The 23,089-nt window shown below is 67.3% G+C and carries 23 protein-coding genes; 12 read left to right on the top strand and 11 right to left on the bottom strand.

The window, feature by feature from the left end; genetic code table 11:
- The first annotated feature begins 175 nt into the window (after window positions 1-175).
- The 11 genes from ACCQ04_RS06630 (at window position 176) to pdeM (ending at window position 11,492) form a co-directional block, all read left to right on the top strand.
- The gene (locus ACCQ04_RS06630; RefSeq protein WP_047125720.1) at window positions 176-1,351 is read left to right on the top strand and encodes a thiolase family protein; all 1,176 of its coding nucleotides are present in this window, start codon (window positions 176-178) and stop codon (window positions 1,349-1,351) included.
- A 122-nt stretch (window positions 1,352-1,473) separates the two neighbouring features.
- Window positions 1,474-1,815, top strand: coding sequence for a hypothetical protein (locus ACCQ04_RS06625; RefSeq protein WP_016904096.1), 342 nt, complete (start codon window positions 1,474-1,476; stop codon window positions 1,813-1,815).
- A gap of 239 nt (window positions 1,816-2,054) precedes the next feature.
- Window positions 2,055-2,381: an XAC1346 family secretion chaperone gene (locus tag ACCQ04_RS06620; RefSeq protein WP_016904095.1), complete on the top strand. Its 327-nt coding sequence runs from the start codon at window positions 2,055-2,057 to the stop codon at window positions 2,379-2,381.
- Between the two features lie 116 nt (window positions 2,382-2,497).
- Complete coding sequence (locus tag ACCQ04_RS06615; RefSeq protein WP_226426638.1) at window positions 2,498-4,207, top strand: diguanylate cyclase; 1,710 nt, start codon at window positions 2,498-2,500, stop codon at window positions 4,205-4,207.
- A 96-nt stretch (window positions 4,208-4,303) separates the two neighbouring features.
- Window positions 4,304-4,861: a bactofilin family protein gene (locus ACCQ04_RS06610; RefSeq protein WP_102252384.1), complete on the top strand. Its 558-nt coding sequence runs from the start codon at window positions 4,304-4,306 to the stop codon at window positions 4,859-4,861.
- Window positions 4,858-5,223: a hypothetical protein gene (locus tag ACCQ04_RS06605; protein ID WP_024938016.1), complete on the top strand. Its 366-nt coding sequence runs from the start codon at window positions 4,858-4,860 to the stop codon at window positions 5,221-5,223. The genes ACCQ04_RS06610 and ACCQ04_RS06605 overlap by 4 nt, the downstream gene beginning before the upstream one ends.
- A gap of 304 nt (window positions 5,224-5,527) precedes the next feature.
- Window positions 5,528-6,538, top strand: coding sequence for a ligase-associated DNA damage response exonuclease (locus ACCQ04_RS06600; RefSeq protein WP_065031828.1), 1,011 nt, complete (start codon window positions 5,528-5,530; stop codon window positions 6,536-6,538).
- Window positions 6,535-6,768, top strand: a complete 234-nt coding sequence (locus ACCQ04_RS06595; protein ID WP_039528398.1) for a hypothetical protein — start codon at window positions 6,535-6,537, stop codon at window positions 6,766-6,768. The genes ACCQ04_RS06600 and ACCQ04_RS06595 overlap by 4 nt, the downstream gene beginning before the upstream one ends.
- Window positions 6,765-8,369 carry an ATP-dependent DNA ligase gene (locus ACCQ04_RS06590; protein ID WP_226426639.1) on the top strand — a complete coding sequence of 535 codons (1,605 nt, stop codon included), beginning with the start codon at window positions 6,765-6,767 and terminating at the stop codon, window positions 8,367-8,369. Before ACCQ04_RS06595 ends, ACCQ04_RS06590 begins: the two co-directional genes overlap by 4 nt.
- A complete protein-coding gene (locus ACCQ04_RS06585) occupies window positions 8,366-10,858 on the top strand; it encodes a ligase-associated DNA damage response DEXH box helicase (RefSeq protein WP_226426640.1) in 2,493 nt (830 codons plus the stop codon). Before ACCQ04_RS06590 ends, ACCQ04_RS06585 begins: the two co-directional genes overlap by 4 nt.
- Window positions 10,848-11,492 carry a ligase-associated DNA damage response endonuclease PdeM gene (pdeM, locus tag ACCQ04_RS06580; protein ID WP_039528406.1) on the top strand — a complete coding sequence of 215 codons (645 nt, stop codon included), beginning with the start codon at window positions 10,848-10,850 and terminating at the stop codon, window positions 11,490-11,492. The genes ACCQ04_RS06585 and pdeM overlap by 11 nt, the downstream gene beginning before the upstream one ends.
- 32 nt (window positions 11,493-11,524) lie before the next feature.
- Here pdeM and ACCQ04_RS06575 read toward each other — a convergent pair whose 3' ends face one another.
- The 10 genes from ACCQ04_RS06575 to rlmD all read right to left on the bottom strand — a co-directional run bounded on the left by ACCQ04_RS06575 (window position 11,525) and on the right by rlmD (window position 21,304).
- Complete coding sequence (locus tag ACCQ04_RS06575) at window positions 11,525-12,790, bottom strand: FAD-dependent oxidoreductase (protein WP_167708644.1); 1,266 nt, start codon at window positions 12,788-12,790, stop codon at window positions 11,525-11,527.
- 94 nt (window positions 12,791-12,884) lie between these two features.
- Complete coding sequence (cspE, locus tag ACCQ04_RS06570) at window positions 12,885-13,091, bottom strand: transcription antiterminator/RNA stability regulator CspE (RefSeq protein WP_003488188.1); 207 nt, start codon at window positions 13,089-13,091, stop codon at window positions 12,885-12,887.
- Window positions 13,092-13,178: 87 nt separating this feature from the next.
- The gene (locus ACCQ04_RS06565; protein WP_039809937.1) at window positions 13,179-13,931 is read right to left on the bottom strand and encodes an S-methyl-5'-thioinosine phosphorylase; all 753 of its coding nucleotides are present in this window, start codon (window positions 13,929-13,931) and stop codon (window positions 13,179-13,181) included.
- A gap of 86 nt (window positions 13,932-14,017) precedes the next feature.
- Window positions 14,018-14,572 carry a hypoxanthine-guanine phosphoribosyltransferase gene (locus ACCQ04_RS06560; protein WP_016903731.1) on the bottom strand — a complete coding sequence of 185 codons (555 nt, stop codon included), beginning with the start codon at window positions 14,570-14,572 and terminating at the stop codon, window positions 14,018-14,020.
- Window positions 14,572-15,576, bottom strand: a complete 1,005-nt coding sequence (gene nagZ, locus ACCQ04_RS06555) for a beta-N-acetylhexosaminidase (RefSeq protein ID WP_024938024.1) — start codon at window positions 15,574-15,576, stop codon at window positions 14,572-14,574. Before nagZ ends, ACCQ04_RS06560 begins: the two co-directional genes overlap by 1 nt.
- Window positions 15,577-15,715: 139 nt before the next feature.
- On the bottom strand, window positions 15,716-17,293 hold the full coding sequence (locus tag ACCQ04_RS06550; protein ID WP_054591660.1) for a cryptochrome/photolyase family protein: 1,578 nt from the start codon (window positions 17,291-17,293) through the stop codon (window positions 15,716-15,718).
- A 186-nt stretch (window positions 17,294-17,479) separates the two neighbouring features.
- The gene (locus ACCQ04_RS06545; RefSeq protein ID WP_226426642.1) at window positions 17,480-18,496 is read right to left on the bottom strand and encodes an NAD(P)/FAD-dependent oxidoreductase; all 1,017 of its coding nucleotides are present in this window, start codon (window positions 18,494-18,496) and stop codon (window positions 17,480-17,482) included.
- 39 nt (window positions 18,497-18,535) lie between these two features.
- Complete coding sequence (locus ACCQ04_RS06540; protein WP_046342108.1) at window positions 18,536-19,219, bottom strand: DsbA family oxidoreductase; 684 nt, start codon at window positions 19,217-19,219, stop codon at window positions 18,536-18,538.
- A 149-nt stretch (window positions 19,220-19,368) separates the two neighbouring features.
- The gene (locus tag ACCQ04_RS06535; protein ID WP_226426643.1) at window positions 19,369-19,866 is read right to left on the bottom strand and encodes a CYTH domain-containing protein; all 498 of its coding nucleotides are present in this window, start codon (window positions 19,864-19,866) and stop codon (window positions 19,369-19,371) included.
- Window positions 19,867-19,969: 103 nt separating this feature from the next.
- Entirely contained in the window at window positions 19,970-21,304 is a 1,335-nt protein-coding gene (gene rlmD / locus ACCQ04_RS06530; protein WP_372358713.1) for a 23S rRNA (uracil(1939)-C(5))-methyltransferase RlmD, read from the bottom strand.
- 157 nt (window positions 21,305-21,461) lie between these two features.
- Here rlmD and ACCQ04_RS06525 point away from each other — a divergent pair, with 157 nt between their 5' ends.
- Window positions 21,462-22,184, top strand: coding sequence for a response regulator (locus tag ACCQ04_RS06525; protein ID WP_024938030.1), 723 nt, complete (start codon window positions 21,462-21,464; stop codon window positions 22,182-22,184).
- Between the two features lie 147 nt (window positions 22,185-22,331).
- Here ACCQ04_RS06525 and recO read toward each other — a convergent pair whose 3' ends face one another.
- Complete coding sequence (recO, locus tag ACCQ04_RS06520) at window positions 22,332-23,054, bottom strand: DNA repair protein RecO (protein ID WP_046342104.1); 723 nt, start codon at window positions 23,052-23,054, stop codon at window positions 22,332-22,334.
- Window positions 23,055-23,089 lie beyond the last annotated feature (35 nt).

Here is a 23,089-nt window from a genome sequence, read left to right as displayed (position 1 = left end):
CCCGAACCCATTCCATGGATGGGGCCCAATCCCGGGCCCGAACGCCGTCTTTATACTGCATCCTCACACGGCTGTCGCAGCTGATTGCGTAGCGCAATGTCGCAGCGCCGGGAGCGTGCTGGCGCTAACCGATCATGAGGCAGATAATCGTTTCACTTTAAACGGTATCTCCTTTATGTCCGACATCGTCATCGTTGCTGCCAAACGCACTGCCATCGGCTCGTTCCTTGGTCAATTCAACGGTGTGCCGGCGCCGACGCTCGCCGCCACTGCGATCCGTGGCGCGCTGGCGCAGTCCGGCGTCGCGCCGGCCGACATTTCAGAAGTCATCGTTGGCTGCGTGCTGCCGGCCAACCTGGGCCAGGCGCCCGCACGTCAGGCGGCGATTGCCGCAGGCATCCCCACCTCCACCGGCGCCACCACCATCAACAAGGTGTGCGGCTCGGGCATGAAGGCGATCATGTTCGGACACGATCTGATCAAGGCAGGCTCGGCCAGCATCGTGGTCGCCGGCGGCATGGAGTCGATGAGCAATGCGCCGCATCTGCTGCCCAATTCGCGCACCGGCAACCGCTACGGCAACTTCCAGGCGGTCGACCACATGGCCTGGGATGGTCTGACCAACCCTTACGACGGCCAGGCGATGGGCGTGTTCGGCGAGGCCACCGCCGAGAAGTTTGGTTTCAGCCGCGCCGATCAGGATGCGTTTGCGATCGCCTCGGTCGAACGCGCGCAGGCTGCCCAGCGCAGCGGCGCGTTCGCCGATGAAATCGTTCCGGTCACCGTGGCCACACGCAAGGGCGAGGTGGTCGTCGACAGCGACGAGCAACCTGGCAAATCCGACATCGCCAAGATCCCGACCCTGAAGCCGGCCTTCAAGAAGGACGGCAGCGTCACCGCCGCCAGCTCGTCGAGCATCTCCGATGGCGCGGCGATCACCGTGCTGATGGGCGCAGACGAGGCGCAGCGCCGTGGCATCGCACCGTTGGCGCGCATCGTGGGGCATGTCACCCACTCGCAGGAACCTGAGTGGTTCACCACTGCGCCGGTCGCTGCCATCCAGAAGTTGATCGGCAAGATCGGCTGGCAACTGGACGAGGTGGATCTGTTCGAAATCAACGAAGCATTCGCCGTGGTGGCGATGACGCCGATCGCCGAGCTGGGCATTTCGCACGACAAGGTCAACGTCAACGGCGGTGCCTGCGCTTTGGGGCATCCGATCGGCGCATCCGGTGCCCGCCTGGTGGTGACATTGGTGAATGCGTTGCGCACGCGCGGTGGCAAGCGCGGAATCGCGACCCTGTGCATCGGCGGCGGCGAGGCGACTGCCATCGCTATCGAATTGATTTAATTGTTTTTAACGGCGATTTTGCAAAACTGAATGCGCGCACGCTTGACACTGGTCTTTGGACCGTCATCATGTCGGGGGCGCGCAATAGCGCGTTGCCTAATCTAACGACGAGGATTGAAACAATGACCATTAACAAGCTGCTGATCGCAATGGCTCTGGGCCTGGCCCTGACCGCTTGCTCGAAGCCGGAACAGGCTCAGGACGCTGCTGCTTCGGCTAACGAAGCTGCTGCCGACGCTCAGACCGCTGCTGACCAGGCTGCTGCCTCGGGCTCGCAGTCGGCTGACGCCGCTCAGGCTGCTGCCAACACCGCCGCTGCTTCGGCTGACACCGCTGCTGACGCTGCCCAGGCTGCTTCCGGCGCCGCCACCGACGCTGCTGCTGAGCAGGCTGCCGACGCTGCCAAGACGGCTGAGAACACCGCCGAAGCTGCTAAGGACACCGCCGAAGAAGCCAAGAAGTAATCACTTCTTAGCTCCAAGCGAGTTCGGAAAAAGCCGCTGGTTTCCAGCGGCTTTTTCTTTGCCCGCGATTTATAGGCGCCTGGCCAGCGTTGCCGTTCCTGCACCGGAGCGGCTCCCTGTCGCGACGTGCACGGTGCATGCCGCCCGTTGGCTGAATGGCCGGCCGCGCATTGACGCCGGCTGCATCGGCCCGTGCATAAGCTCGCTCTTCCAACACCGGAACAGGAACAGGACCACCCATGAAGACGATCCGCATGCTGTCGCTGAGCGCCATCGCCGCTCTCACCCTCGCCGCTTGCCAGGGCCCTGACGCCGAGCAGGCGCAACGCGATGCTGCCTCCGCTGCCAAGCACGCCGCAGCCGCGACCGAACAAGCTGCCGATCGCGCCGCCGTGCAGGCCAAGGCCGCCACCGCCGATGCACGCGTGGCTGCACGCGAACTGGCCGCCGATGCGAGCCGCGCAACTGCCAATGCCGCAGACGCCACTGCCGACAAGACCCGCGAGATGGCCAACAAGGCCGAGCAGAACGCCGACAAGCACGACGCCGAACATCCGCAGCATTGATTGATCGTGTGACCGTATCAGCAGTTTGCGAACGCGCCGGCCAAATTGGGCCGGCGCGCTTGTTTCCCGCCAACGGCGACCTCGTGTTGTCGAGGCTGGCAGGCTAGCATTCGTCCATGCCCTCCTCTTTTACTGCGCGCCGCCGCAACCAGCTGGCGCTGGCATTCTCTGCCCTGATCTTCATCGCCATCGGTATCGGCATCTTTGTCGGTGCCCGCCGCTCGTTGGCCGATGCAGCACTCGTCTCGCATACGCATGAAGTGATTGGCCGGGTCGACGAGATCCAGGCGCGCGTGCTGGATGCCGAATCGGCGCAGCGCGGCTTTCTGCTCACCGGCAACGATGCCTATCTGCTCGACTATCAGACCAGCGTCGAGCGCCTGCCGATCCTGCTCGACAACCTGCGTCGCCTGATTGCCGACAATCCCGACCAGGTGCAGCACCTGGACACCTTGCAGCGACTGGTGGAAACGCGCCTGCAGCAGATCCAGCACGTGCTCGACGTGTACGCGCAGCAGGGCCTGGAGCCGGCCCGCGCGGGCATCCGGCAGACCGCCTTCCGCACCACCAGCGCGATCCGCGAGCAGGCGCTGACCATGGTGCAACGCGAGCAGGAGCTGCTGACCCAGCGCGCCGAAAGCAGCCGGCAGAGTGCGGCCTTGCTGCTGGTGCTGGCACTGGCCGGCATCCCGTTCGGGCTGGCGGTGGTCGGTACCGTCTATGCCTTGCTGATGCGCGAACTGCGGCATCGCTCGCAGGCCGAGAAACTGGCAGCGCAGGCGAATCGCGAGTTGGGCGACAGCGTCGTTGCGCTGCAACGCAGTACCGCCGATCTCAATCTGCTCAGCCGCTATACCGGCCTATTGCAAAGCTGCATCAGCGCAGAAGAGGCGCTGATGGTGAGCAGCCGCACCCTGGCCAGCCTGCTGCCGGGCGTTGCCGGAAGCGTGTATCTGCTGCGTGCCTCGCAGGATCGCGCCGAGGCGATCAGCCATTGGGGCGAGCCGCTGGTGCACAGCGCGCCACATCTGCTGCCTGAAGAGTGCTGGGCGCTGCGCCGTGGACAACCGCACATCGTCGACGACCTGGGCCGGGATGCGCTGTGCGCGCATATCGGTACGCCCGAGCCCGGCAGCGCCGTCACCACCGCCTGCCTGCCGATGTCCGCGCAAGGCACCCAGCTCGGCTTCCTGTTCCTGTCTTCGCCGGGTCCGGGGCCGATGCCCCGCCTGGAAATCGCCGAGGCGGCCGCCGAACAGCTGTCGCTGGCGCTGAGCAATCTGCGCCTGCGCGAATCGCTGCGCCGGCAGTCGATTCGCGACCCGCTGACCGGACTGTACAACCGCCGCTATCTGGAAGAATCGCTCAGCCACGAACTGGCGCGCTGCGCACGCCGCGGCCTGCCGTTGTCGGTGCTGATGCTGGACGTGGACCACTTCAAGCAATTCAACGACAGCCAGGGCCACGCCGGCGGCGATCTGCTGCTGGCGGCGCTGGGCGAGTTGCTGCTGACCCGGCTGCGTGCCGAAGACGTCGCCTGCCGCTACGGCGGCGAAGAGTTCACGGTCATTCTTCCAGAGGCCGATGGCGTCGAGGGGCTGCGCGTAGCCGAGGACATTCGCGGCCATATCGCGGCCCTGGCAGTCAGCGACGGCCCGCGCTCGTTGCCGCGGGTGACGGCCTCGATCGGCGTGGCCAGCTTCCCGGTCGATGGCGAACTGGGGGCCAGCCTGATCCAGAAGGCCGATGCGGCCCTGTATGTCGCCAAGCACGGCGGTCGTAACCGGGTCGAGCGGCATGGCGCCGCCACGCCCGCAGTGGACTGAGCACGCGCGCCATCGGTGCTGGTTTGCGTAACCCGTCACACAAAAGATCGGTCCGCGCGGCGATAGTCGGTCTTGACCCCCGAGCGAGACAGTCCGATGTCGATGTGGCGCGATCAAGGTCCCAACAAGAAAGACGGAGTTCCCGCAGCCCCTGAGGTCCCGGCTGCCGATGGGCGGCTGTTCACCGCCGAGGCCAGCCCGGCACCGCCAGTGCCCGCCGCCGCGCCACCGAGCGCCGCACCCGCCGCGGCCACACCGCAGCGCCAGAGCGAGGCCAAGGAATCGCTGATCGCCGCCGACATCAGCATCGAAGGCAAGATCGAGGGCGCCGGTCACGTGCGTCTGGCCGGCCGCTTCAAGGGCGATGTGAACGTCAAGGGCGATCTGACCATCGAGCGCGGCGCCAAGCTCAACGGCGGCGTGCGCGCCAACAAGGTGATCATCGCCGGAGAGCTGGAGGGCAATATCGAATCGGCCGCGCAGGTGGAGCTGCAGACCTCCGGCGTGCTGGTCGGCGACGTCAAGGCCGGCAGCCTGACCGTGGCCTCGGGTGCGCGCATGCGCGGCCAGGCCGATTTCGGCTGGGGCGAGGACACCGGCAAACCGGTCGTTACGGCCAAGCCGGTCGTCAGCGGAGACAGCGACGCCACATGAGTGCGCCCCGCCCGGGCACGCCCGGTGCCACGCGCAGCTGCCCGCACTGCAAGGCGACGATCCTGGAAAGCGCCAGCGTCTGCCCTGCGTGCAGGCACCACCTGCGCTTCGACTCGGCGGCGGCGCAGCACGCACAGCCGGCACCGATCGTGCCGCTCAAGGTCGACGGCACCATTCGCCATCCCGCCGATGGCGATCCATGGGAATACACCGTGGTGGTGGTGGTGCGTAACGGCAAGGGCGAGGAGATTCGGCGCCAGGTCGTGGATGTCGGCGCAATGCAGGGCGGCGAGGAGCGCGGCTTTACGCTGGCGGTGGAGGCGACTGCGGTGCGTTCGCCTGGGCGGCGGTCGCGGCATTAGCGGTTGGGGCGGGGAGTCGGGAGTCGGGAGTCGGGGCGGATGATGCGGGCCAGCGCCTACGTGGGTGTTCGATTTTCGAGTGCTGACTGATTATTCGATACGCAATGGTGCGAGCTGGCGGCGGGCATGCTGCATTGACGGCCAGCTCACGCCACGCCAGGCGCTTGCTCGAGTCGATGGCCTTGCCTTGATCGCGCACTGGCTCGACTAGCGATTGCGATCTGCAGGCCTTGCCGCAGTGGTGCGTCGATGCGTGCCATTCCCATTCTCAGGATCTGCACACCGGCTTGGCCAGAGTTGCCGCATGCGCAACGGCAACGGACAACTTGGCGATCTGGTGGTGCTTGGCCCCGAAGGCCTGTATTGCCCGCAGGGCGACTTCCATATCGATCCCTGGCGGCCGGTGCCACGTGCGGTGATCACGCATGGGCATGGCGACCACGCACGCAGCGGCATGGGCGAATACCACTGCACGCACGAAAGCTTGCCGATCCTGCAGTGGCGCCTGGGCGAGCAGGTCTATCACACGCATGCCGACGGCGAAGCCTTCGAGCTGGGACGCGCGCGGGTGTCGCTGCATCCGGCCGGGCATGTGCTCGGCTCGGCGCAGGTGCGCATCGAGGTGGATGGCGAAGTCTGGGTTGCATCGGGCGACTACAAGCGCCAGCACGATCCCACCTGCAAACCGTTCGAAGTGGTGCCCTGCGACACCTTCATCACCGAGGCGACCTTCGGGCTGCCGGTGTATCGCTGGCCGGATACCGCCGATGTCGCGGCCGACATCGTCGCCTGGCGCCACGAATGCGCCGAGCGCGGCGAGGCCGCCATTCTGTATTGCTATGCCTTGGGCAAGGCGCAACGCGTGCTGGCCGAATTGCGCGCCTGGGATACGCAACCGGCCTTGCTGCATGGCGCGATCGCGGTGGGCGTGGAGGTGTATCGCCAGGCCGGCATCCCGATGCTGGATACCCAACCGGTCAGCGAACATGCGCGTGGCGCCGACTACGCCGGGCAACTGGTTCTGGCGCCGCCATCGGCGGCCGGCAGCGCCTGGATCCGTCGCTTCCGGCATGCGCAACAGGGTTTCGCATCTGGCTGGATGCGCATTCGCGGCAATCGCCGTCGGCGCAATTACGACCGCGGTTTTGTGGTGTCCGATCATGCCGACTGGCCGGACCTGCTGCGCACCATCGAAGACACCGGCGCACGGCGGGTGATCGCCACCCACGGCAACACCGATGCCTTGATCCAGCACCTGCTGGAACGCGGCGTCGCTGCTGAAGCCTTCCGTACCGATTTCGGAGCCGAGGAATGAACCCCTTGCCTGCACGTCGTTATGCGCGCGCGCGCCCACGGATCCGTTTGACCGGCGCACTCGCGTTCCGTCGCCACGCACTGGCGTTTCGCGTGCACCGCGCATTGCCGGCGGCGGTGATCGGGCCGCCACGGCCTTACCGGCGCCCGCGCTGTCTGGGCGCATTTACGCGGCGCGCGCTGGAACTGCGTGCTGCCGACAACCGCACCAAGCTGCAGGGCCCGGCGTGAAGCGATTTGCCGCGTTGTACCGCACCCTGGATCGCAGCACCGGCACGCTCGACAAGCGTGCAGCCTTGGTCGCGTATTTCCGCAGTGCGCCACCGTTCGATGCGGCGTGGGCGCTGTACCTGCTGGCCGGTGGCAAGGTGGCCAGCACGCGCATGCGCATCGCCAGCAGCGGCGAACTGCGCGAATGGATCACCGACACCGCCGGCATCGCCGACTGGCTGGTGGCCGACAGCTACGACCATGTCGGCGATCTGGCCGAGACCCTGGCCTTGTTGCTGGACGACCCGATCACCGAGGCGGCCGATCTGCCGCTGGCCGAGTGGATCGAACAGCGGTTGCTGCCGATAGCCAACCAGGACGTGGAAGTGCGCAAGGCCTGCATCGTGCAGGCGTGGCGCAGCCTGGCCTTCGACGAGCGCCTGGTGTTCAACAAACTGCTCACCGGCGCCCTGCGCGTGGGGGTGTCGCAGCGACTGGTGCAGCAGGCGCTGGCGGAGATGTCCGGGATAGAGATCGCGCGCATTGCACAGCGCATGCTCGGCAGCTGGCGGCCGCATCCGGGCTATCTGGCCACCCTGCTGACCGCCGAGGAACTGCCCGGCGATCGGCAGCAGCCCTACCCGTTCTTTCTCGCCTCGCCACTCGAAGCCGAGGTCGAGACGCTGGGCGCGCTCGATGACTGGTTGCTGGAATGGAAATGGGACGGCATTCGCCTGCAGCTGATCCGGCGCGCTGGCGAAGCGGCGTTGTGGTCGCGTGGCGAGGAACGCCTGGATGGCCGTTTCCCGGAGATCGAACAGGCCGCGCTGCAGTTGCCCGACGGCACGGTCATCGATGGCGAATTGCTGGCCTGGCAACCGGAGCAGCCCTTGCCGATGCCGTTCACCGCTTTGCAGACGCGCATCCAGCGGCTCAAGCCCGGGCCGAAGACATTGGCGGCGGCGCCGGCGCGCGTGGTCGCTTACGACTTGCTCGAACTCGATGGCGAGGATTTGCGCGAGCGCCCCTTGCAGGAGCGTCGCGCATTGCTGGAAGGCGTGCTGAGCACGCTCGCCGACCCGCGCATCGTCGCCTCGCCGCTGGTGCAGGCCGGCGACTGGCAGGCGGCCGCGCAGCTGCGCCTGGATGCGCGCGAGCGCGGCGTGGAAGGGCTGATGCTCAAGCGCGCCAGCTCCAGCTACCAGTCCGGCCGCCGCCGCGGCGACTGGTGGAAATGGAAGATCGACCCGCTCACCATCGATGCGGTGCTGCTGTACGCGCAGGCCGGACATGGCCGCCGCAGCACGCTGTATACCGACTACACCTTCGGGCTGTGGCACGAGGGCCAGCTGGTGCCGATCGCCAAGGCCTACTCGGGGCTGGACGACAAGGAGATCCTGCAACTGGATCGCTGGATCCGCGCAAACACCACCGAACGCTTCGGCCCGGTGCGTGCGGTCACCGCGCATCATGTCTTCGAACTGGGGTTCGAAGCGGTCAACCGCAGCGCGCGGCACAAGTCCGGCATTGCGGTGCGTTTCCCGCGCATCCTGCGCTGGCGACAGGACAAGCCGATGCGCGAGGCAGATCACCTGAGCAGCCTGCAGGCGCTGGCACGGTGAGTGTTGCGGCGCAGACGCGCGGCACGCCCTTGCAGCAATGGCGTGCCTGGTTCGCGCAGCGCGGTTGGGCGCCGTTGCCGTTTCAACGCGATGTGTGGAAGCGCTATCTCGCGGGCGAGTCCGGCTTGCTGCATACCCCCACCGGCAGCGGCAAGACGCTGGCAGCCTTCGGTGGGCCGCTGCTGGAGGCCTTGTCCACGCGTGGACGCAAGCCGGCGAGCAAGCCCGCCACGGCCGCGCGACGCCAACAGCAACGCACGCTGCAGGTGCTGTGGATCACGCCCCTGCGCGCACTCGCCGCCGATACCGCACGCGCGCTGCGCGAGCCGGTGGAGGCCCTGGGAGTGGATTGGCAGGTGGGCCTGCGTACCGGCGATGCCAGCGCGCGCGACAAGCGGCTGGCGCGCAGCGGCAAGCTCGATGTGCTGGTCACCACGCCCGAATCGCTGGCCTTGCTGTTGTCGTATCCCGACACCGCGCCGCAGCTGTCGGCGCTGCGCTGCGTGATCGTCGACGAATGGCATGAGCTGCTCGGCAACAAGCGTGGCGTGCTGCTGCAACTGTGCCTGGCGCGGCTGCGCGGCTGGGCGCCGCAGCTGCGCATCTGGGGCCTGTCGGCAACGCTGGGCAACCTGGCGCAGGCACGCGACGTGCTGTTGCCGCATCGCCCCGATGCCGCGCTGGTGTCGGGCGTCAAACCCCGCGCGATGACCCTGGAGACGCTGCTGCCCGACAGCGGCGAGCGCTTTCCGTGGGCCGGGCATCTGGGCCTGGCGCAGCTGGCGCGCGTGCTGCAGAAGATCATGCAGCAGCGCACCAGCCTGGTGTTCACCAATACGCGCGCCCAGGCCGAGTTGTGGCATCAGGCCTTGAGTGCGGTGTGGCCGGACGATCTGGCCACGCTCGCGTTGCATCACGGCTCGCTGGACCCGTCCTTGCGCGCGGCGGCCGAGCAAGGCCTGCGCGACGGCAGCCTGCGTTGCGTGGTCGCCACCTCCAGCCTGGACCTGGGCGTGGATTTCCCGGCTGTCGATCAGGTGCTGCAGGTCGGCAGCCCCAAGGGCATTGCGCGCCTGCTGCAACGTGCCGGCCGCGCGCGCCACCGTCCGGGCGAATCCGGGCATGTGGTGTGCGTGCCCTCGCATGCGCTGGAACTGGTGGAATACGCCGCCGCGCGGCGCGCCATCGTGCATGGCCAGATCGAGGCACGGCCGCCGCCGCGCCTGTCGCTGGACGTGTTGGCGCAGCACTGCGTGACCCTGGCATTGGGCGGCGGTTTTCAGGCCGATGCCTTGTTCGAGCAGGTGCGCGGCACCGATGCGTTTGCGGCACTGGATCACGCCACCTGGCAGGCGGTACTGGACTTCATCGTGCAGGGCGGCAGTGCGCTGGCGCATTACCCCGATTTCCACAAGGTCGTGCGCGACGAAGAAGGCGTGTACCGGGTCATCGACCGGCGCGTCGCGCTGCGGCACCGCCTGTCCATCGGCACGATCACCAGCGACGGCAGCGTGCGCGTGCAGTTCCTGCGCGGCGGCCGCCTGGGCGCGGTGGAAGAGCAGTTCGTCGGCCGCCTGCGCCGTGGCGATCGGTTTCAGTTTGCCGGCCGTTTGCTGGAGCTGGTGCGGCTGGAAGACATGACCGCCTACGTGCGCGTGGCCAAGGGTGGCAGCGGCGTGGTGCCCAAATGGATGGGCGGGCGCATGCCGTTGTCCTCGGCCCTGGGGCGCGAGGTCGAAGCGGTGTTTGCCGATCCCAGCGACGCGCCGGAAATGCAGGCGCTGGCGCCGTTGCTGCGCCTGCAGGCCTCGCTGTCCTCGCTGCCCGGCCCGGACCATTTGGTGGTGGAAAGCATCAAGGCGCGCGATGGCCGGCACGTGTTCGTGTATCCGTTCGCTGGCCGCCAGGTCAACGAAGGGCTGGCCGCGTTGCTGGCAGCGCGCTGGGGCAGGCGTCAGCGCAATACCTTCAGCTTTGCTGCCAACGATTACGGATTCGTGCTGTCGCCGGCGCAGGATGTGGAACTCGATGCGGGCGTCCTGCAGGCGCTGCTGTCGCCGGAGGGTTTGTTTGCCGATCTGCGCGACAGCCTCAACCTAGGCGAACTGGCACGCCGCCAGTTCCGCGAGATCGCGCGCGTGGCCGGCTTGCTGTCGCCATCGCTGCCTGGCCGTGCACCACGCAGCCTGCGGCAGCTGCAGGCCTCCAGCGGATTGCTGTACGACGTGTTGCAACGTTTCGACCCCGATCACCTGCTGCTTGCCCAGGCCGAGCGCGAAGTGTTCGAAGGTCAGCTCGAACTGGCGCGGCTTGCGCATGCACTGGAAGATTGCGCGCGGCGCGAACTGCGCCTGTGCAAACCGCGCAGCCTCACCCCACTGTCGTTTCCGTTATGGGCCGAACGCGTGCGCGGCCAACTGAGTACCGAAGACTGGAAGGCCCGCGTGTTGCGCGCTGCCGAACAACTGGAGCGTAAACATGGGCGATAGCGTGCAACTGCAGCTGGCCGGCGAAACAGTGGAACTGCTGGGCGAACGCGCGCTGTATCGACCGGCGCAACGCGCCTTGCTGATCGCCGACCTGCATCTGGGCAAGGCCGATGTGTTCCGTCGCGCCGGCATCGGAATGCCGGCCGGCGGCACCGCGCACGATCTGGAGCGGCTGGATGCGCTGCTGCAACAGCGCACGGTGGACGCATTATGGATCCTCGGCGACCTGCTGCACGGCCCCGTACCGCGCGCGGCCTGGCATCGCCGCTGGAGCGCATGGCGCGAGCGCCATTGCGCGTTGCGCGTGATCGCCATCCGCGGCAATCACGACCGCGCATTGGCGGGCGCCGACCTGCATATCGAAGCGGCCGGCGAACAGGTAGAAGATGGCCCCTTCGTGCTGCGCCACGATCCGCTGCCGCATCCGACCGGGCATGTGCTGTGCGGGCACCTGCATCCGCTGGCTGCGCTGCCCGGCATGTCGCGTCGCTGGCCGGCGTTCTGGTTGCGCGAGCGCGTCACCATCCTGCCGGCGTTCTCGCATTTCACCGCGGGCATCGTGCCAACGCTGGTCGAAGGCGAGCGCCTGGTCGCCTGCGTGGAAGACGATGCGCTGGCATTGCCGGTGCGTTAGCGGGCGCGGCACTGCGTAGGCCGCCGCTTCTTCTATGCGGCCGCTTCGGCCTTGTCGACGGCAACACGCGGCACCGGTTGCGCCAACGCGTCCACAAAGTCCGGCGCCAGTGCCAGCTTGCCGAACCAGCCGTGCTGGGTGCCGCTGAGCACCCGCAGCATATGCCCGCGTCCGCCGGGCACGCGTCCCATCGGGCGCAGCAGCAGATCGCGCCCGTGCGCCCAGAGATCGCGTTCGGACTGGAACAACGGTGTCAGCCAACGGCTCCAGCGGTGATAGATCGCCACATGCGCCTGGCGCTCGCGCTGATAATGCTGCAAGGCCGCATCCAGATCGGCGCCGACCCGCAAGGCATCGCGCAGCGCCAACGCATCCAGCAGCGCCATGTTGACGCCCTGCCCCAGCTGCGGACTCATCGCATGCGCGGCATCGCCGGCCAGCACGAAGCGGCCGCGATGCCAGCGCGTGACCACCGCATCGCGATAACTCGCACGCGCCAATGCGCCATGCACTTGCACGGTTTCCAGACGCGCATATGCATCCGGCCACATCTGCGCAATCTCCTGCCGCCATGCGGCAATGCCGCGCTGTTCCCACGCGGCAAAATCGCTGCACGGCAGGCTCCAGAAAAAACTCAGCCGCGGGGTGGCGTCGCCCGGGCGCGTGCCCACCGGCAGCAGGCCGATCATCTTGCGCGCGCCGACATAGCGCTGGCGCAACTCATCGACGAACGGCCAGTCCTCGCGTGGCAGCAAGCACCACAACGCACCCCACGGATACACCCGATCCAGCCGCGTGCCCTGCGCCTGCGCGCGCAAGCTCGACGCAGAACCATCGGCGGCGATGATCAGATCGTAGGGGCCATGCCAGTGCCCGCGCTGGTCCTGCACGCGCGCGCCGTCGTGATCGATCGCGGTGATCCGGGTATCCACATGCAGCTGCGCGTGCTCCGGCCAGGCCTCGCGCAACAGCGTAAACAAGGCGCCGCGCTGCATCCCCAGGCCCATCAGCCGCGCATCCAGATCGCGGTACTGCATGTCCATCACCGCGCGTCCGCACGGCGTTTCGCCATACAGCCGGCGCACCGGTGCGCCATGCGCGAGCGCCTGTGGCAGCAGGCCCATCTTCCACAGCACCTGCAACCCGCTGGGCTGCAGCAGGAAGCCCGCTCCCACCGGCCCTGGCGTGGCGGCACGTTCGAACACGTCCAGCCGGTGGCCGTCGGCGCCCAGCAGCACCGCCAGTGCCTGCCCCGCCGTTCCATAACCCACTACCGCAATGCGCAATGCTCGCTGCATGTCCTTTGCTCCCTGGACGGCACCGACCCCGCATGGGCCGATGCAAAAAAAACCCCGCCGTGGCGGGGTTCTTCAACCGCACAATCGAGTCACATCACTCGACCGGCGTGATGTTCGAAGCCTGGGCACCCTTGGGGCCCTGGGTCACGTCATAACTGACGCGCTGGCCTTCCTGCAGGCTGCGGAAGCCCTTGGAGTTGATCGCGGAGAAGTGCGCGAAGACATCGGCGCTGCCGTCCTCCGGTGAGATGAAGCCAAATCCCTTGGCGTCGTTGAACCACTTGACGGTACCGTTCGGCATGGTGATGCGAGACCTTTGCAATAATTAATGGGTGGTGTACGGCGATGCGTACGCGCCGAGTATGCAAAGCTTATGCCCCGATGACAATCACCCGCGTGCAAGTTCGCCGATCAGCTCCGGCAATCCGGACGAGGCGGCATCGACGTTGGCCAACACCTCCGCCATGGTGATTTCCTGCGCGTCGCCACAGCCGGCCGCCCAGTTGGCCACGATCGCCAAACATGCATATTCCAGGCCTTTTTCGCGTGCCAGAGCCGCTTCGGGCATGCCGGTCATGCCGACCAGATCGCAGCCGTCGCGACGCATGCGGGCGATCTCTGCAATCGTTTCCAGTCGCGGTCCCTGGGTTGCGCCGTAACATCCGCCGGCGACCATCGTGACGCCGGTCACCTTGGCGGCGGCGATGACCTTGCTGCGGAACATCGGCGAATACGGATGGCCGAAATCCACGTGCTGCACCTCGCTGCCCGGCTCCTCGCAGAAGGTGGACACGCGGCCCCAGGTGTAATCGATCAGCTGATCCGGGCACGCCAGCACGCGTGGGCCGAACTGCTCGGTGATGCCGCCGACGGTATTGAGCGCCAGCACCCGCGCAGCACCGATTTGCTGCAGCGCAGCGATGTTTGCGCGGTAATTCACCTTGTGCGGCGGCAGCGAATGGCCTTCGCCATGACGCGCCAGGAATGCCACGCGGTGGCCCAGCAACATGCCCACGCGGATCGGGCCGGAGGGCGCGCCATACGGTGTTTCGATGTCGTGCGTCTGCACCTGATCCAGCTGTGCGAGCTTGTAGACGCCGGTGCCGCCGATGACGGCCAATGCGATGGAAGTGGAGGACACAAGCAACCTCTGCAACGAAGGACAGAATGGTGACGCGCAGCCCTGCGCGCCGGGCTGCCCGCAGCGACGCGGGCAAACTGGGGCAGTTACTGCTTCATCGCGTAGATGGCGGGAATGCCGCGCAGCTGCTCGTTGACGTCCATGCCGAAGCCGAACACGTAACGGTCTGCCACTTCCACGCCGACGTAGTCGGCGGCCACACCAGGCACGCAACGGTCGTGACGCTTGACGGTCAACACCGCCACGCGCACGTCGGTGGCGCCCTGCTCCAGGCACCACTGGCGCACGCCCTGCAGCGTGTAGCCCTCGTCGAGGATGTCGTCGACCAGGATCACCCGGCGACCGAACAGCGCAGTGGCCGGACGGTGCTTCCACACCAGCTCGCCGCCGGTGGTTTCGCCGCGGTAACGGGTGGCATGCAGGTAATCGAACTGCAGGTCCTGGCCGCGTGCGCCCAGCTCCAGCGCCAGCTGCCCGGAGAACGGCAACGCGCCGTGCATGATGGTGAGATATACCGGCACTTCGCCGGCATAGTCGCGCGCGATCGCGTCGGCAATGCTGGCGACAGCCGCATCGATGGCAGGGCGGTCGACCAGCAGATCGGCTTGGGCCAGGGCCTGGGAAATGGTGAGCGTGGACATCAGGCAGTTGTTCCGAAAGAGGCGGAAAGGGGAGTGGTGAATGAGGCGTCGGAGCCGGCGAGCAGGCCATCCCAGCCCAGCGCGCCGCGGCCGATCAGGCCGATCAATGCTGCGGTGTTGAGGCTGCGGCCCTGCACGGCCTGCAGCGATTCGTCGACCAGTTCCGGGTGGCAGACCAGCACCACGTCGCAACCGGCATCCAGATGCGCATGCACCCGGCCGGCCACGCCGCCGGCGCTGAACGAGGCAGCCATGCCGATGTCGTCGGAGAACACCACGCCGCGAAAGCCCAGTTGCCCGCGCAGGATCTGCTCGATCCAGCGCGGCGAATAGCCGGCCGGTTCCGGGGCGACCTGCGGGTAGACCACGTGCGCCATCATCACCGCGTCGGCACCGGCCTCGATGCCGGCCATAAACGGCAGCAGATCTTCGGCCAACAGGACCTCCAGCGGACGCGGGTCGCTGGCATGGTCGACGTGGGTGTCTTCCAGCACGGTGCCGTGGCCGGGGAAATGCTTGAGCGTGGCGGCCATGCCGGCACCGTGCAGCGCCTGCACATAGGCGCGGGTGAAGCTGGCCACGATCTGCGGATCATCGCTGAAGGCACGATCGCCGATGGCCCGGTTGCCACGGCCCAGATCCACCACCGGCGCGAAGCTCAGGTCCACGCCGCTGGCACGCACTTCGCTGGCCATCAGCTGCGCATGCGCGCGCGCCGCGGCGAGCGCGGCCTCGGGGTCCTGCGCATACTGCGCGCCGAAGCTCTGCAGCGGCGCCAGGGCGCTGTAGCCGTCGCGAAAGCGCTGTACGCGCCCGCCTTCCTGGTCCACGCAGATCAGCACCGGGCGCGGTGCGGCCGCGCGGATGGACGCGGACAGCTCGGCCACCTGCGTGCGCGAGGCGAAGTTGCGCTTGAACAGCACCACACCGGCGACCGCGTCGTGCTGCAGCCAGTCGCGTTCCTGCGCGCTGAGTTCGGTACCGGCAACGCCGATCAGAAGCATGTTGGGGGACTCCCGGGCCAGGCGCCACGTTGGCGCAGCGCGGCATTGTCGCAGATGCGCGTTGCAGCGTCAGATCGCGCATTCAGGCAGGCCCGTGCTTCCGGCCGTCTCGGCCCTGCCGCTGCCCTTCGATTGCAGCTCAGAGCACCTCCAGATTCGCCCGCCAGTGCGCGGCCTGCGCCTGCACCTGCTCCAGTACCTCCGGTGCCATGGCGTCGAGCTGCCGGTAGGGCAGCGCCAGGCGCTCGTTGGCGCCCAGCAGCGTGCGCTGCCGCGCCAGGAAATCCCAGTACAGCGCGTTGTACGGACAGGCCTGCGGGCCCACCCGCACCTTGCGCTGATAGCGGCAGCCACCGCAGTAATCGCTCATGCGGTCGATGTAGGCCGCGCCGCTGATGTACGGCTTGCTGCCGAGCAGGCCGCCGTCGGCGAACTGGCTCATGCCGACCGTATTGGGCAGCTCCACCCACTCGAATGCATCGATGTAGATGCCCAGGTACCAGCGATGCAGGGCCTGCGGGTCCAGCCCTGCCAGCAGCGCGAAATTGCCGATCACCATCAGCCGCTGGATGTGGTGCGCATGCGCGTTGGTCAGCGAATTGCCGATCGCATCGGCCAGGCAGCGCATGCCGATCTGCCCATCCCAGAACCAGTGCGGCAGCGGCGCATGCTGGTCGAGCCGATTGGACAGCGCGTAACCGGGCATCTGCGACCAATACACGCCGCGCACGTACTCGCGCCAGCCCAGGATCTGGCGGATGAAGCCTTCCACCGATGCCAGCGGCGCATGCCCGTCATGCACGGCCGCCTCCGCGCGCGCGATCACCTCGCGCGGATGCAGCAGCTTGACGTTGAGCGCGAACGACAGCAGCGAATGGAACAGCCGCGGGCTGCGCGTGCTCATCGCATCTTCGTAGCGACCGAAGTGCGGCAACGCATGCGTCATGAAGGCATCCAGGTGCTGCAAGGCTTCGTCGCGGTCCAGCGGCCACGGCAGCGCATCGGCATTCGGCGCGCCGAAGCTACGGACCCCGGCCGCCTCGATGACGCTCCACAGCGCGCGGTGATCGTGCGCGGCGCGCCACTCCTGCGGTGCGGGCGGATCGCCTGGCCATGGCGCACGGTTGTCGTGATCGAAATTCCAGCGTCCGCCTTCCGGCTCGCCTGCGGCATCGAGCAGGATCCGGTGCCGGCGGCGCATCTTTCGATAGAACACTTCCATGCGCCATTGGCCGCCAGCGCGAAAACACCCGGCCACCTCATCGCGCTCGGTCAGGAAATGTTCGCTGTCGACCATGCGCGTGGCGAACGGCTGCCGCGCGCACCAGTGCTGCAATGCTTCGTCCAGCCGCCATTCGTCCGGCGCCTGATACTCCAGCTGGCTGGCGCGGTAATGCGCCATCAACGCGTCCAGATTGGCGGGAATCGATTGCCGATTACTGGGATTGTCGATGGCCACGTAACGCACCCGATGACCGGCCTGCCGCAGACGCGCGGCAAACGCACGCATCGCCGCGAAGATCGCCAGGATCTTCTGCGCGTGGTGCAGCACGTAGTCGGTTTCCTCGCGCACTTCCATCAGCACGTAGACCACGCCCGCATCGGTGGCATCGAACCAGCTGTGTTGCGGGTTGAGCTGATCGCCCAGGACCAGGCGCAGCGTGTGTGCGGCTGGCTGCGGGTGACGCTCGGCTGCGGTCGCCTCAGGATTGCTCATCTATGCCGGACGCGTGCACGCGCACAAAGCGTCGCAACGATCGAGGTCGCACGCGCGCGCGCACTGCATAGCGGCACGTGGTCTGTCATGCCTGCGCGGCCCGTTTGCGTTGGCGAACGGCCTGGCGTGCAGACGCGCTCTGCATCGACACGCCAGCGCATATCTCCCGCCGCGCATGCCACCGCATCACTCCTGCCCACTGCAGGCGGCATCGCCGGCACACACACGCGCAGCCAAGGCCACACCGCTCTGCCAGGCCCCTTCGACCTTGCCACCGGCCAACCAGTCGCCGCAGATGCCGATGCTCAACGGCGCATCCCAGGCACAGCCGATCTGCAAGGCAGGCTCAGTGCTGGCCACCGTCCAGCGATACGCATCGCAGGACTGCGGCAGGGGCAGGCCGAGCGCGGCCAACGCGGGCAACACGCTGGCAGTCACCGTTTCAGGCGTTGCGCCCAGATGCGCCCGACTCCAGTCGGCAGTGGCATGCAGCAGCCAGGTTTCCATGCCATCCCTGCCCGGCTTGCTGGCGTTGCGTGCCACCCAGCGCAACGGACCGGCGTTGACGAACAATGCGTCGTACCCGGGGTCGACCGGCATATCGAAACGCAGCACCACCGCCCAGGCCGGCTGCATCCGTGCGTTGGCGGCCGTCGTCGCCAGCGTGGGCGCGCTGTCCGCCAGCAATGCAGCTGCAAGCGGTGCCGGTACCGCCAGCAATACGGTGTCGAAGCGGCAGTTGCGTGTCGTTCGGTCTTCTGTCACCTCCAGTTGCCAGGTGTCGCCACTGCGCTGCAGCGATCGCACAGAGGCGCCCAACCGAACATTCAGGGACGCCGCCAGCGCACGCGCCGGTGCGCCCATGTCCGGCACGCCGACAAAGCGCGTCAACCCGCCCTGCGACGCACGCAGGTGGGTGCCATCCCAACTGGCGACGCGCGCAGGCCAGACCGCCGCAACGCCGCGCGCGATCCATGCCTCCACCACCGCGGCAAACGCCGGGTCGCGGGCGGTGAAATACTGCGCGCCATGATCGCACTGCCAGCCAGCGCCGCCACAGCTGCGCATGCGTCCGCCGGGCAGGTCGCCCTGCTCGAACAACGTCACAGCCAACCCCGAAGCCTGCAGCCGTTGCGCGCAGGCAAGCCCTGCCAGCCCGGCGCCGATCACCGCAACCGTCCTCGATGGAGTGGGCCGCGTCATCTCGTCAGCGGCAGGCCGTTGCCACACGCCGCCGGCCGTTCACACCGCGCAGCCGTCCGGCCCGCAGGCATCGGGACCACCGATTGGCGCCGATTCGGCGGCCAGCTGCAACAGTGCCTGCGCAAAGCTCTCCGGCGGCTGCGCACCCTGGATCAGGCTGCGTCCATCGATGACGAAACTGGGCACCGCACGGATTCCCAGCGCAGCGGCCTGCGCCAGTTGCGCCTCGACGGCAACGACGCCTTCGTCGGAGTCCAGCAGCGCGCGCACGCGGGCCTCGTCCAGACCGCCAGCGGCCCCGGCAGTCACCAGCGTTGCGGTCGCGCCGACGTCTTGGCCTTCGGCAAAATGCGCATGGAACAAGGCTTCGATCACAGCCTGGACATCGCCCTCGCGGCTGGCCAGCCAGATCAGCCGATGCGCGCGCAACGTGCTGACCTGCACCTGCCCACGCCCGAAATCGAACGGCAGGCCTTCGGCGCGCGCAGTGGCCTGGGTCTGCGCCAGCATCTGCTCCACGCGCGCAGCACCGCCGAACTTTTGCGCCAGCGCATCACGCAGCGGGGTCGGCTCCAGGCCAGCATCTGGGTCCAGCTGGAAGGCGTGGTAATGGATGTCCAGCGCCGGTGCCTGCGCACCGAGTGCGGCCACCGCCTGCTCGAAACGGCGCTTGCCGATCCAGCACCAGGGGCAGACTACGTCAGACCAGATATCGATGCGCATGGGCGGGGATTGGAGATTCGTCATCGGGATTCGCAAAGCATAAACCCAATACCAAGGAAGAGATTGGGGGTGTCGCGCCGCAATCAGCCCAAGTCCAATGCATCGCGTTAGCTTTTACGAATCCCGAATGCCCAATCCCGAATCCCGACCTACAAATCCCCGCTCCAGTGCTTGAACGGGTGCGAGGCCAGGGCCAGGTTGTAATAGCGCACATCGTCGGTGACTTCGGCGCCGATCCACTCGGGTTTGGCGAAGGCCTCCTCGGCATCGCCGAGTTCGATTTCGGCCACCACCAGCCCGGCGTTGTCGCCGAGGAATTCGTCCACTTCCCACACATGCCCCTGGTACTGGACCAGGTGCCGGCGCTTGTCGATCAGACCGCCGACACACAGCGCCAGCAGCGCACGCGCCTCGACCACCGGAATCGGATATTCGAACTCCTGCCGGGTATGCCCCACCTCACGCGATTTCAGATTGAGAAACGCGCCCTCGCCCTGGATGCGCACCCGTACCGACGCGTTCTGCGCACCGCTGCGCATCGCCGCCTGGTCGTTGATATAGCCCTGCGCCATCGGGATCACCGCATGCGCGGCACTGCGCCAGCCCTCGCCGGTGACCAGGAATTTGCGTTCGATTTCGATGGGCATGGGATTTTGGGGATTAGAGATTCGGGATTGGGGATTGGTCACAGCGGCTAACTGGCGGGCTTAGGAAATGCGCTCCTGCGAATCCCCAATGCCCAATCCCCAATCACCGCCTCTCGAACACCGCGATGCTCTCCACATGCGCGGTATGCGGAAACATGTCCATCGCGCCAGCGGCCTTGAGCGTGAAGCCCTGCTCGTTGACCAGGTAACCGGCGTCGCGCGCCAGCGAGCCGGGGTGGCAGCTCACATAGACGATGCGCTCGAATTTTTTCAGCGGCAGCTGCTGCAACACTTCCAGCGCACCCGAGCGCGGCGGGTCCAGCAGCAGCTTGTCGAAGCCCTGCCGCATCCACGCCGCGTTGCGCTGGTCCTGGGTCAGGTCGGCCGCATGGAACTGCGCATTGGTCAGACCGTTGCGCTGCGCGTTGTCCCGGGCGCGTGCCACCAGCCCGGCATCGCCCTCCACGCCGACCACTTCGCGCACACCGCGCGCCAGCGGCAGGGTGAAATTGCCCAGCCCGCAGAACAGGTCCAGCACGCGGTCGTCCGGCCCGGCGTCGAGCAGCGCCAGCGCATGCGCGATCATCTTCTGGTTGAGCGAGGCGTTGACCTGGATGAAATCCAGCGGCCGGAACGCCAGCTCCACATCCCACTGCGGCAGGCGGAACGACAGCGGCACCTCCTGCGGCCATAGCGGATGCACGCTCTCCACGCCACCGGGCTGCAGGAAGATCGCAAAGCCGTGCGCCTGGGCGAACGCGGTCAGCGCCTGCAGGTCGCGCTCGCTGAGCGGCTGCAGATGGCGGATGGTCAACACCACCGCCTCGTCGCCGGCAATGAATTCGATCTGCGGGATGTCGCGCTTGCCATCCAGGCCTTCGACCAGCGCCGCCAGCTGCGGAATCTTCTCGCCGATCTGCGGGATCACCGTGTAGCAGACCGACAGATCGGCCACGAAGCGCGGATCCAGCTCACGAAAGCCGACCAGGGTCTTGTCCTTCTTTTCAACGCGACGGACCGAAAAGCGTCCCTTGCGCCGATAGCCCCAGTTATCGCCGACCAGTGCCGGCAGGATCGCCTGTGGGGTGACGTGGCCGATGCGCTCCAGGTTGTCCATCAGCACGCGCTGCTTGGCCACGATCTGCTGCGACTCGTCCAGATGCTGCAGCACGCAGCCGGCGCAGACGCCGAAATGCGGGCAGCGCGGGGTCACCCGCTGCGGCGATGCCTCCAGCACCTCCACCGTCCTGGCCTCGTCGAAATGCCGGCTGCGCGCGGTGGGTTCGGCCCGCACCAGCTCACCGGGCAAGGCGCCACTGATGAAGGTGACCTTGCCGCCCTCGCCGTCGCGGCGGGCCACGCCGCGTCCGTCGTGGCTGAGGTCGGTGATCGCGGTCTGGAACGGAGTACGGTCGAAGCGGTTTCGGGTTCTGGCCACGTGGCGACGAGCTGCGGGCAAAAAGGGTGCGTATTGTCGCAGATGCGACCGATCCCGGCCGCTTCGCGCGGTGGAACAATTGTCGCGCCCCGCAAACACAGGCACACTTCCGCTGCACGCGGCTGCTAGGACGCGGCATCGCTGACAAGGAGGCAGCATGAACATGGCGACACGCCAGGAACCCCAACCACGCCTCTTGCTGGTAGAGGACGACCCGATCAGCCGTGGCTTTCTGCAGGCGGTGCTGGAAGGTCTTCCCGCCCATGTGGATTGTGCAGACTCGCTGTCGTCGGCACTGGACCGTGCGCGCGAGCGTCGCCACGACCTGTGGCTGATCGACGTCAATCTTCCCGATGGCACCGGCAGCGGCCTGCTGCGCGCACTGCGCCTGCTGCACCCGGACGTGCCTGCACTGGCCCATACCGCGGACACCAGCATGGTCATGCAACGCAGCCTGCAGTCCGATGGCTTTCTGGAACTACTGGTGAAGCCACTGACCTCCGAGCGGCTGCTGCAGGCGGTGCGTCGCGGACTGGCGCGCGGCCGCTACAGCGTGGCGCCGGTGGGCGTGGTCGACATTGCCGCCAGCGATTGGGACGAAGCGGCCGCGCTCAGCGCGCTCAACGGCCAGCAACACCATCTCAACGCGCTGCGCGAATTGTTCTTGGCCGAGTTGCCGGGCACCCGCGACGCGGTGGATTCGGCCTTGCAGGTCAGCGACGATCAGGCACTGCGCAGCCATCTGCATCGGCTGCAGGCCAGCTGCGGTTTTGTCGGCGCGGCACGGCTTGCCGGCGCAGTGCGCCTGCTGCGCGGCGACCCGCATTCCAGCACGGCGCAGACCCAGTTCCATGCGGCGGTGGCTGCACTGCTGCACTGAAGGAGGACTGCAGCGGTGTCCCTGGGCCCGGCGCAGCGTTAGCGATGGACAGGTGACATCGGGCACCCCGCGTGCGCAGCGAGTTCGCCTGGACCCCAACGCGTAGTCGACCACCACTCGCCAGATTGGTTACCCGCTTTGCGCGCCTCAACGCCGCCGCGCCAGATCCTCGAGCATCTCCCAGGATTTGAGCCCGCGTCCACTCAGGTGATGCAGCAGCACGCCCCGCATGCTGCGACGCAGGCCCGGCATGTCGTCGACCGCCGGCATGACGTCCTGGCCCAGCGCCAGCAGCGCCGCACCGGTGACGGTGTCGCGCCGGTCCTGCGCCATCGCCTCGCTCAGTACGCGCAGCGCGCCCTCCTGCGGATCGAGCCGGTAACGCGCCGCCGGGTCGATCGGCTGACCGTCGCGGTCGTGCTGCAGATCGAACGCAAAGCCCAGGCCATCGAGCACATCGCGCTCGAACTGGCGCAGCCCCCAGGCCAGCGGCAGGCCGGATGCCAGATGCGCACGCGCCTGCGCATAGCAATCGAACAACTCTGGCACCGGGTCGTTGCGCGGCGCCAGGCGCAGCAGCAGTTCACTGATGTAGAAGCCGGCCAGCATGGATTCGCCCGCCAGGCGGGGGGCGGTGTCCAGCGCCTCGGCCTGACGCAGCTGGGCCAGTTCGCCGCGTTGCACCGCAGTGAATTGGATCAACTGCAGTGGCTGCAGCGCGGCCCGCAAGGCCTGCTTGCGAGGTCCGTGCACCCCACGCGCCAATAGCCCGACCCGGCCATGCTGCTCGGTCAGCACTTCCACCAGCAGGCTGGTCTCGCGCCAGGCCCGCACATGCAGGATGAAACCGCGTTCGTGTTCGATCAGCATGGTCTGTTATGCGGCAAGGAGCGCGATTGCAGGAC

Origin of the sequence: Xanthomonas sp. NCPPB 2866 (genome assembly GCF_041475745.2) — a bacterium.
In the GTDB taxonomy this organism is placed as follows: domain Bacteria; phylum Pseudomonadota; class Gammaproteobacteria; order Xanthomonadales; family Xanthomonadaceae; genus Xanthomonas; species Xanthomonas arboricola.
The sequence above is the reverse complement of the archived record's forward strand: the minus strand, read 5'-3'. Positions and strand labels throughout refer to the sequence as shown.